Origin of the sequence: Dissulfuribacter thermophilus (assembly GCF_001687335.1) — a bacterium.
In the GTDB taxonomy this organism is placed as follows: Bacteria; Desulfobacterota; Dissulfuribacteria; order Dissulfuribacterales; family Dissulfuribacteraceae; genus Dissulfuribacter; species Dissulfuribacter thermophilus.
On the sequence record NZ_MAGO01000019.1, the window covers coordinates 1 to 9,731 of the forward strand.

Sequence of the window (9,731 nt, forward strand, 5' to 3'; positions counted from 1 at the left end):
TGCACCACCTCGCACAAAAGGATTAGACACTGCCGCTTCAGCGTCCCTATCTGTTTTTGCATAGGCCATAGCACCGACCTTGGTTGCTCTCGCATCGCCAATATCAAGAGATACGGTCTCCCCCATATAGGCACCGACATGAAACACCTTGTTAGTGAAACTTCCGTCAAGAAGCTTCATACCATTATAGACAGTGTTTTCACCTATCATTTGAAGCTCTTCGAGGAGTTTCTCGATGTCTGCCTGAATTGCCTGACGTGATGCAGAGTTTTGCCCATCAGATGCTGCTTGAACGGCTTTCGTACGAATAGTGTTCACGATATTAACCGCCTCTTCAAGAGCACCGTCAGCAATTTGGATAATGTTCACGCCATCGTTGGCGTTAGCTATTGCCTGTGCAATTCCTGTATGCTGTGCCCTAAGGTTATCCGCAATAGCAAGACCAGAAGCGTCATCAGCGGCCCTATTGATCCTCAAGCCGCTTGACAGGCGTTCGAGAGATTTGCCCAAAAGACTGTCTGTTTTTTTGAGATTATTGTGACCTATCAAGGCCTGAATATTTGTGTTAATCCGAAGTCCCATAACTAATTCCTCCTTGAATCATTTAATTAAATCTAGGCATCCTTGCCCTTTTAAAAAAATGTATCTCAACAATATATTGTTACTCTATCACCTCCTTCCTTTTGTCGTCCTGTAACGGTATCGGACAAAGCACTCTTCAACTTTAATTTTTTTTACATGCTGAATAGGCTATATGGGCGGCCTCTTTAAGCCCCAAAGCCATATAACAATCCCCTATTTCTCGCAATATTTCTTTTCTATAAGGAAAATGAATAAATAATTTCTCAAATGCAGTAATAGCATCCTCATATCTAGCCATTCTTTTATAAATCAGCCCAAGCTGTTCGTATAGATCAAACAAATTTTTATCTTTTTTTATAGCCTGGCTAAGATATCTAGCAGCATCAGCCCATTTTTCTAACCGTAGAAAGCATTCAGCCAACATCACATCAGGTCTTGGATCATTAGGGGCAAGAGAACCTATTTGGATAAGTATTTTCTCTGCTTCTGATATTTTATTATCTGCAATCAATGTAGAACTTAATAATATTAATATCTCTATATTATGGGGATGTTGTTTTTTCAAAAACATCAAAGCCTTTTGAGCTGTTTCTATTTCTGACTCTCCGATTTGCCTAATTTTTTCCAGAGCCTCATTTAAATTCATTCTGAATAGCTTAATAAAAAAATCTTTCTTTTCTTTGCTTTGGAATATATAATCTTCAACCTGTCTTTTCATTTTTTTTGCGGTATTATCATTGGGGTATAAGGTCAAGACTTCGTTAATATTTTTCAAGGCCCATGTAATTTTGCCTAATCCACTATCATCACGCCGTTGGAATTCTATATATTCTTTGGCCTCTTTTAAAAGTCTTTCTGGATATTTAATTTCCTCCTGTAAAAGATTAAATATTTCCGTATTACTAGGGTCAAGAGAATAAGCTTTTTTTAGAAATTTTAAGGCCTTAGTATGCATACGATAGAAACCATATATTTTTCCTAGTATACTTAATATATATGGATTTTCGGGATCAAGGGTTGAAGCGATAGTAAGATAGCACTCTGCCCGTGATAGATCTTTTTTATCAGCTAGGAGTTGCCCAATCTTAAAGAAAAGAGCTGCTTTTTCCCTATCGCCTTTTTTTTCTTTTAATTTCTTATCAAGAGAGTGTTCAAGAGAAAATACCTCAAACATCCACTGAAAATAATCTTCCAACCTGGAAATTGCATTAAGTCTAGTCTGAAATGACTGTTGTATCATCTCCATTTCCAAAGCCACTTTTTCCAACTTATCACTATCACCATCCCGATCTTTTATCTTAAATTCAGCCTCTTTGACAAATAAATCAATATTTTCAGATTCAATCAATTGAATAGCATTAGCTAATGGGCCTGGAAATGTTCCATATTTTTCGTAAAATCTAAGCGCCTTACTGACGTATTGTTTTATTTTTTTTTGCGTATTTTTTCTTTTTTTATTTTTCGAATTACAGTAGAATATAGCTTGTCTTGCTGCTTTTATGCCTTCTTGATAATGCTCTCTAAGTACGTTAATTTTTTTTATCTCCTGACCTAAATACCCTATTAATTTAGAATAAGTTGGCTTGGGACTCTCATAATATGCTTTAACAATTTTATTTTTTGCATTCAGCTCGCAATCTGCATATTTCAACAAAATCTTTGCAAGAGAGGCTTCCACAGTACCTGAAATTTTTAATCCTTTGCTAGCATTAACAAATAAAATATCACTTTTTTTTATTAATCTCTCAATTACTTCACGTTGGGCGATAAGTTGCACAGAGGTTGGAACTTGCTGTCCGGTTACAGATTCAACCCAATGCAAATTTTCTAGGTCTATATCTAACGGAAGAGTCATTCCTTTAGCATGCGATTCAAAATCGACATATGCCAAATCAAAACCTACGAATATTATTGGATCAAGCCCCATAATCATAGCTACATGAAGAGCAAGATGAGCAACTGCGTTCATTTCAACTGTATGTGCCAGCCCCCCCCATTGATCTCTTAAATCATGAACTAACGGGATATCGATAGAATCAAAAAATTTGATAGGAGATTTATAAGTTTTAACAGTCATGTAACCACATGGAAGTACATAAGCCAATGGTACGTCTTCGGTTTCATCCAAAATAGGCCGAAATTTTTCATATGAAATAGGATGATAATCCACACTAGCCACAATATCTGGTTTAATTCCATATCTTACCAAGGGAGGTAGACTAGAATCGACTGCTAAAGTTACAATTTTATTTTTAAATTCCTTTAATATTGGCAAAGAGGTATTAAGCGAAGGCCCAGCTCCTATAACAACCCCAGGCTGTCCCTTAAACAGGTCTTTTAATGCAGCAAGATTGGCCGAATGAATAGCAGTAGTAAAATTCAGCATGGAATTTTCAAACATTATTTTCCCGACATTACGAGTTGTTCTTACTTCACAAAGAACAGACTCGCAAACATCCTGAACTCTTCTCTGAATATCGAGACAATATTCTGGAAAAAGCTGCCTGATTGGTTCATAAATCGTTATTTTAGGAGGGGTTAATAATAGAGATGTAATATGTTCGTTGACTATATCTGTAAAGTCAACAGAATCTCCCAAAAGAATTGCAACATTATCAGCCCTGATCAATTCTTCAATATCCAAGTAATTGAGCGCTACATAAAAAATTTCTGGACTTTTTTCAAAAATTATTAGCTTATAAAAAGGCAGACCTCGTCTCAAAACTTCCTTTGGGAGATAACCCAATCCAAAACCAATAAGAAACCTTAGTTCCCCAGGACACAATTCCATTGTATCAACAATATTTTTAGCTTCCAATTCAGGGTCATCTGGTGAATGAAGCCAAATGCTGTTATTAGGTTGCAATATTTTAGCAACAGGTTTTCCCGTTGCGGACAATGCCATCTCAATTCTTAATGCATCGTCTACAAATCGTTGCTCAATAAATTTTTTTATCATTTTAAAAAGTAATGGCCTTTTATCTTGACATGCCTTAATATTTTTCTCCCAATATGGACCTTTATTGATCATTTATATTTCCTCTAATATTATACATTATGAAAATTAGCCTTTTGCTATCCATTTTTTAATGGAGAACTAACTTTTTTAGGTTTAATACTTGATAGTACATCAAACATTTATTTTAAAAAGCTGTTAGCCATACTCACCACCAATATCATCTAGGAAAAACATAATAATACATTCATAATTTATATCCTCAGAATAAATCATCAACCTCTAGATAACTTATCTACTTAAACTCATAATATTTCAAAATCATATCTTGCTCTAATTCTATAGGACTTAATAGATATCTTTAACGATACTGGTATTCTAAATGACAATATTCTATAACACAACGTGCAAGTTTGTAATCTTTTTCAGTATCTATATCGATGACAATCTTGTCATGCAGCCAGGGTTTGATGTAGGTACCGCCCCAAGTTCTGTACATCTGAGGGAATCCTTTGTTATCACGATTTGCACGTTCCATACTTTCCACAAAAAAATCTGCTCTGGTAAGGCATGTATGACCATCATGGATCATATATTGGTCTAGATCCTGCCGCCTAAAAGCCTCCTCTCTCCACACAGGAAGCCTTTTTTCTGTAAGCTTCACCATCCACGCTGGATTATATTTCTCTACCCTTTGAAAGGTCAAAACTCCCTTGAATTCAGTATTCTCTTCGAGAAAAAAAAGTGGTTCCATAATAAGTTCATTATACCTTATAGGTATGTTCCCGTATAATAGCGAAATATAATCATAGGCTCCTACCCCCATTCGTTTAAGTGCATCCAAGACTACCTCATCAATAGGAGCAGTATCGCTTGCCAGATCCTTGTCTCGTTCAATAAAGAGTGCTCCATATCTTTTGGCAATTTCCTTGAGTTCAATGATATCACTTGAAACAACTACTGTATGATCAACACCATGAAATCTTATAGATGTTGCCCAGCAAATCACATGCTCCACTACCGGCATACCTGCTATTGGCAGCATACACTTTGACGGAAGGCCCTTGCTCCCCTTTCTGGCTACAATTACAGATAACATTCGGATATCTTTCATATTTTTCCTTTCAAAAGAGATCTATTGCCCCGTGCTGTGCCCTATGTACCCTGTCTTCTGGCGACAGTTGAAAGTATTCTTCTGCCAGATCTCCATACAGGGCCCTGATCCTCTTCTCCATTTCCTCCTGCGATAATGGTTCATAATGTTTGTCTACTTCCTCCACCATCTCGTGCCATTTATTTTTTAGTTCTTCATCTGAAAAACTATCAGTTAAATTAATAACAAAATCTCTGGCGTCCCCGAGTTTCATTACAAAATCGTGGAGTCCCTTCCTGGTGATCCTTCCTGTTTCAAGAGCGAATTCAAATAGTTCTGTACCGGGGTAAGGAGTAGCAAACATAAGGGATCTGAGATGAAGATTATTGCGTTTGCAAAACTCCACGGTCTCTTTGCAGCTTTCAGCATCTTCTCCTGGCATTCCAAGAATAAATGATACAGGTACAGGGAGTCCGTATTTTCTGTTGAGCTGTACTGCGCGCTCCATTTGTTCTATAGTAATTGCCTTTCGCATACTTTTAAGCATTCTTGGAGAACCAGATTCAAATCCATAAGAAACGGAGCAACAACCGGATTCCCTAACAGTCTTTATTATTTCCTCGTCAACAAGATTAGCTCTTCCCGTACAGGACCACCTTATATCTGGGAAATGCCTGTTCCTTGTCTCACAGAACTCAAACAGTCTTGCTTTTATGGCCATGAATTCATCATCCTGAAAGGATACGAATTGAACTCCATACTTCCTCTTTAAGTACATAATTACGTCTTTAATAAACTCAACAGAGTGTCCTCTAAACCTTCTTCCCCAGGGCTGATAACAAAATGTGCAGTGAAATGGACATCCACGGCTTGAAATAAAATCTATGTCCCTTCCAAAGCCGATTATGTGGTTTTTAAGGTATATCTCCATAGGTAAAAGATCATATGCTGGCATGTCACTTTCTATATCAAGATCCTGAATCAACGGCCTTGATGCTGTTTTAACCAACCTTCCATCCCTGGCTTTGAATGTAATTCCTTTAACATTAGAAAGATCTGCTTCAATATCGTCTTTCAATAGCTCCACCAACTCCACTACAGTATGTTCACCCTCGCCGTTACAAACTATATCTACATTGGAATGTTGTAACAAAAGCTCTGGCACAGACATTGCCGCACTTCCACCAGCCAATATAATGGCCCTTGGATTTATGGCTTTAATGATATTAGATAATCTTATCAAACGGTTATAGACTGGAATAAGTCCACCTGTAATGACTAAATCGAACTCAAGACTGCGAAGTAATGAGACAAGCTCATTTTCCGTAAATCTATGTGCATTCCAATCAATGAAATGGATAGTTAAGTCCCTAAACCTTTTGCGTATGATATTGGCAATTATAGCAAGGCCATGAGGGATGTGCCTTGGTTTGTCTCTTGTTCTTATAGGAGGATTTATTAATACTATTTTCATATCTTATTTAAATCATAAAAATTCTTCTTCAAAATACCATTTAATGGGTACTCTTTTAAAATTTTCATTATCCTAGCTGATGTATTGCCATCCCCATAAGGATTCTCAACTCTATTTAATACGGCCTTGAATTCATTAGAAAACACCTTGACAATCGCGTCTTTAATGGATCCCTTCATGGGTCGGCAATCAATAACACTTTCAGCCTTTATTCGCCCCTTCTGCCTGTTGCCTATGTTAATGGTAGCGGTTCTAAGGGAAGGAGCCTCTATTATGCCGCTTGATGAATTACCAACTACTGCATCAACATGCTTAAGTGTTGAAAGATATAATAACTGACCAAGATTTGCGAAAAAGACAGCTCTATTACTATATTTAAAGCAGAAATCCCGTATCATGGCGTTGATTGCCATTCCATCATGATCTGCGTTGGCGGCAGTAAAGATGATGCCAAGTTCAGGCAGTTCTTCCAGAGCTCCCAGGAGTTCACGAACATACTGTGTTGATTTTCCAGGCTCCAGGGTTACTGGATGAAACGTGACAAGTACGTTTTTGTCTCGAAAACTCCAGCCAAGCTCTTTTTCGATCTGAGAACGGGACAAAAGATTGAGCCTGTTCAAATTATCAAGCCCAAGGGCTCCCACATTAAAGACCCTACTGGGATCTTCGCCGAGCTGAATGACTCTTCTCCTATAAGACTCAGTCGAAGTAAAATGCAGATGACTCATTTTTGTAATTGAATGCCGGATTGCATCATCTATTGCTCCTTCGGTCAATTCTCCTCCATGAATATGAGCAATAGGTATATTCAAACACATTGCTGATGTTGCAGCAGCAAATGTCTCAAATCTGTCCCCAAGAAGAACTATTATGTCTGGATCTAGATCAACTAATGCATCAGCAAGGCCCATGATTCCAACTCCAATTGATTTAGCAACACCAACACCAGTATCACTGGAGAGCATCATTTCTACCTTTTTATCTATTTTAAAATCACGGCTAATCACCCTATATGTAAGGCCAAATTCCGGAGAAAGATGCATTCCAGTTACCACCAGTTGTAACTGGAGAGAAGCGTCCGACTCTATCTCTCTTAACAGCCAATAAAGAAGACCATATTCTGCCCTAGAACCTGTAATCACACATATTTTTCGTTTCATATTCCATCATTAATCAATGCCCTTAATGCCAATTATCTTGATTAAGGCCTCCTGGTAGTCCTTCCACTGGCCAATATCGAACCAGCTTCCGCTAGCGGGAAAAACGCCAACACTTCCATTGTATTGCCTTTGGACCCTAGTAATAAGCTCTGGCATCTCAATGGCCTGACCATCTTGAATGAAGTCAAGCACTTCTGGCTCCAAAATGTAAACTCCTGCGCTGATCAAATAGGTCATTTCTGGTTTTTCATTTATATGTTTTAGTACTCCATTACTGATCTCAAGCACTCCATATGGTATCTGCATGTGCTTGGGGACAGCTATTATTGTCATGATATTTCCTTTTCTTTTGTGATGTTCCACTATCTCAGAAAAATCTTCTTCAAGAACCACGTCACAATTCGTCACTACAAAGGTCTTATCAAGTTCTTTGCGCAATAACTGAAGTGGTCCAGCAGTGCCAAGGGGATTATCTTCCTCCACAAATCCAACGTCATAGTCTTTGTTAATACCTGCAAAATAGTTTTTTATTGTATTTTTTTTATAATTAAGCGTTACCCAAAATTCTTTAAAACCATGTTGTGCAAAATTGTCCATAATCCATTCTATCATGGGGCGATCACCAAAGGGTATGAGCGGTTTAGGAAGAATTTTGGTAAATGGATCGAGCCTCGTTCCCTTGCCTCCTGCCATAATGACAACTGGCTCTTGTCTGACTGGGACTTCAACAGGCTCATCAATAAGGAAATCCTGCCAAGTTATTACATCTACGATCTGCCTTGTTTTATCCAATACTGGGATATACCGAATATTCTCCTGTTTCATGAGTCCAAGAGCCTCTTTTTTTTTCACAGGTTCAATACATGCCACTGGATCAGAAGTCATAATCTCCTCTAGATGAACATCAAAACTCATTCCTGCAGCTATACTTCTACGTATGTCACCATCACTTACCACTCCAAGAAGACGTTCCTCTCCGTCCACAATAAGCAAAAACTGATGTCCTTTTTCATTCAGGAGTTTCATGCCATCCCTTATGGTGGCTTCAGGTGAGATGAAGATTTCTTTAAACCATTTTGGTCTTTTTACCGTCATCTGCCCCCCCTTTCCCCGTGTAAATGCACTTGGCTGGAACACCTACCACAGTTGAATTCGAGGGCACATCTTCAATGACTACGCTTCCAGCACCAACAATAGCATTTTTCCCTATTGTGATCCCCTGTATAATCCTAGAGCCAAGTCCTATGAAAACATTCTCACCAATCGTGACTTGTCCGCCAACGACAGTCCCCGGAGCGATATGACTATGATCTCCCACTGAACAGTCATGCTCAATAATTGTCCCAGTATTAATGATGCAATTGTTCCCAATAATCACACCACAGTTAACAATGCATCCATCAAAAATCATGCTCCCCTGACCCACTCGTACATTTTCGCTTAAAATTGCCCTATCTGATATGATTGTTGCAAATTTCATGTTTGCCTTTCTAGCTATCTCAAACAACTCCACTCTCTTTTTATCCCTCTGCCTATCACCTATTGAACCAATGGCAACCAACGCCTTCATTCCATATTTGGCAAACTTCTCCAGCTCTCTATCAGTCCCTACTACTGGTATTCCGTTAATTTCCAGCCCCTTTCTGATTTCCAAATCAATAATTCCATATACTGAAAGCCTCAGACGCCTGAGTATAGGTAGAAGGCTTCTCAAATGCCCTCCACCTCCAATCACCAAGAGTTGATATTCAAAATTCATACCATCCTTTTACCAACTAATATTTTCTTGAGAATATTTGCCGCAAAATGCGCATCGTCCTCTGAATTCACGGTAGAGGACGGCAGACATATACCCTGTTCATAAATTTCGTGGGCTACTTTGCAGGGCTTCCTTACAAACTTTTGTAGATATTTCTGCCGATCTAGTGGGAAAAAAATGCGTCTAGTAGGAATTCCATGGACCATCATTTGTTCCTGTATAGTATGGACTTTACTGCAAACAGGAAGCTTAACAGTGGTCAGCCACCAAACTGGTGAAGATCCATTGTTAGGTTCCTGAAATGTCAAAACATCCTCTAATATCTCCTTGTAAATTGACCTAAAGGCAATTTTCTTATTGAGAAAAGTCTCCAGACGTTTTAACTGTGCAAGTCCTATAGCTGCACCTATATTGGTCATCCTGTAATTAAATCCTATCTCATCGTGGATATATTCAGGACCGTTTACTTTCGCTTGATTGGCCAGATGATGAATATGGTCAAGTCTTTTCTCATCGTTTCCCAAGACCATCCCTCCAAGACCTGTAGTCATCATCTTGTTGCCATTAAAACTCAAACACCCAAGATCGCCAATTGTGCCAACAAAACTTCCTCCAAACCTGGCACCCAAGGCCTCTGTGGCATCTTCTATCAGATAAAGACTGTAGGCATTGGCGATCTCTTTCAGTCGCTTCATATCGCACGGCAC

Annotated in this window: 8 protein-coding genes; all 8 read right to left on the reverse strand. The window is 38.6% G+C overall.

Translation table 11 applies throughout. From position 1 onward, the window contains the following. Nucleotides 1-582: flagellin N-terminal helical domain-containing protein (locus DBT_RS11480; protein ID WP_482156196.1), on the reverse strand; the 582-nt coding region annotated here is incomplete at its 3' end. A gap of 142 nt (nucleotides 583-724) precedes the next feature. Next, nucleotides 725-3,613, reverse strand: coding sequence for a 6-hydroxymethylpterin diphosphokinase MptE-like protein (locus DBT_RS11485; protein ID WP_067620830.1), 2,889 nt, complete (start codon nucleotides 3,611-3,613; stop codon nucleotides 725-727). Between the two features lie 286 nt (nucleotides 3,614-3,899). Beyond that, nucleotides 3,900-4,652, reverse strand: coding sequence for an acylneuraminate cytidylyltransferase family protein (locus tag DBT_RS11490; protein ID WP_067620833.1), 753 nt, complete (start codon nucleotides 4,650-4,652; stop codon nucleotides 3,900-3,902). Nucleotides 4,653-4,662: 10 nt separating this feature from the next. Then, on the reverse strand, nucleotides 4,663-6,105 hold the full coding sequence (locus tag DBT_RS11495; RefSeq protein ID WP_067620835.1) for a B12-binding domain-containing radical SAM protein: 1,443 nt from the start codon (nucleotides 6,103-6,105) through the stop codon (nucleotides 4,663-4,665). After that, entirely contained in the window at nucleotides 6,102-7,265 is a 1,164-nt protein-coding gene (gene neuC, locus DBT_RS11500) for a UDP-N-acetylglucosamine 2-epimerase (protein ID WP_067620838.1), read from the reverse strand. Before neuC ends, DBT_RS11495 begins: the two co-directional genes overlap by 4 nt. Before the next feature lie 9 nt (nucleotides 7,266-7,274). Next, the gene (locus DBT_RS11505; RefSeq protein ID WP_067620841.1) at nucleotides 7,275-8,360 is read right to left on the reverse strand and encodes a nucleotidyltransferase family protein; all 1,086 of its coding nucleotides are present in this window, start codon (nucleotides 8,358-8,360) and stop codon (nucleotides 7,275-7,277) included. Then, complete coding sequence (locus DBT_RS11510; RefSeq protein ID WP_067620843.1) at nucleotides 8,332-9,024, reverse strand: acetyltransferase; 693 nt, start codon at nucleotides 9,022-9,024, stop codon at nucleotides 8,332-8,334. The genes DBT_RS11505 and DBT_RS11510 overlap by 29 nt, the downstream gene beginning before the upstream one ends. Then, on the reverse strand, nucleotides 9,021-9,731 hold a 711-nt coding region (locus tag DBT_RS11515; RefSeq protein ID WP_208600914.1), incomplete at its 5' end, for a DegT/DnrJ/EryC1/StrS family aminotransferase. The genes DBT_RS11515 and DBT_RS11510, both read right to left, overlap by 4 nt.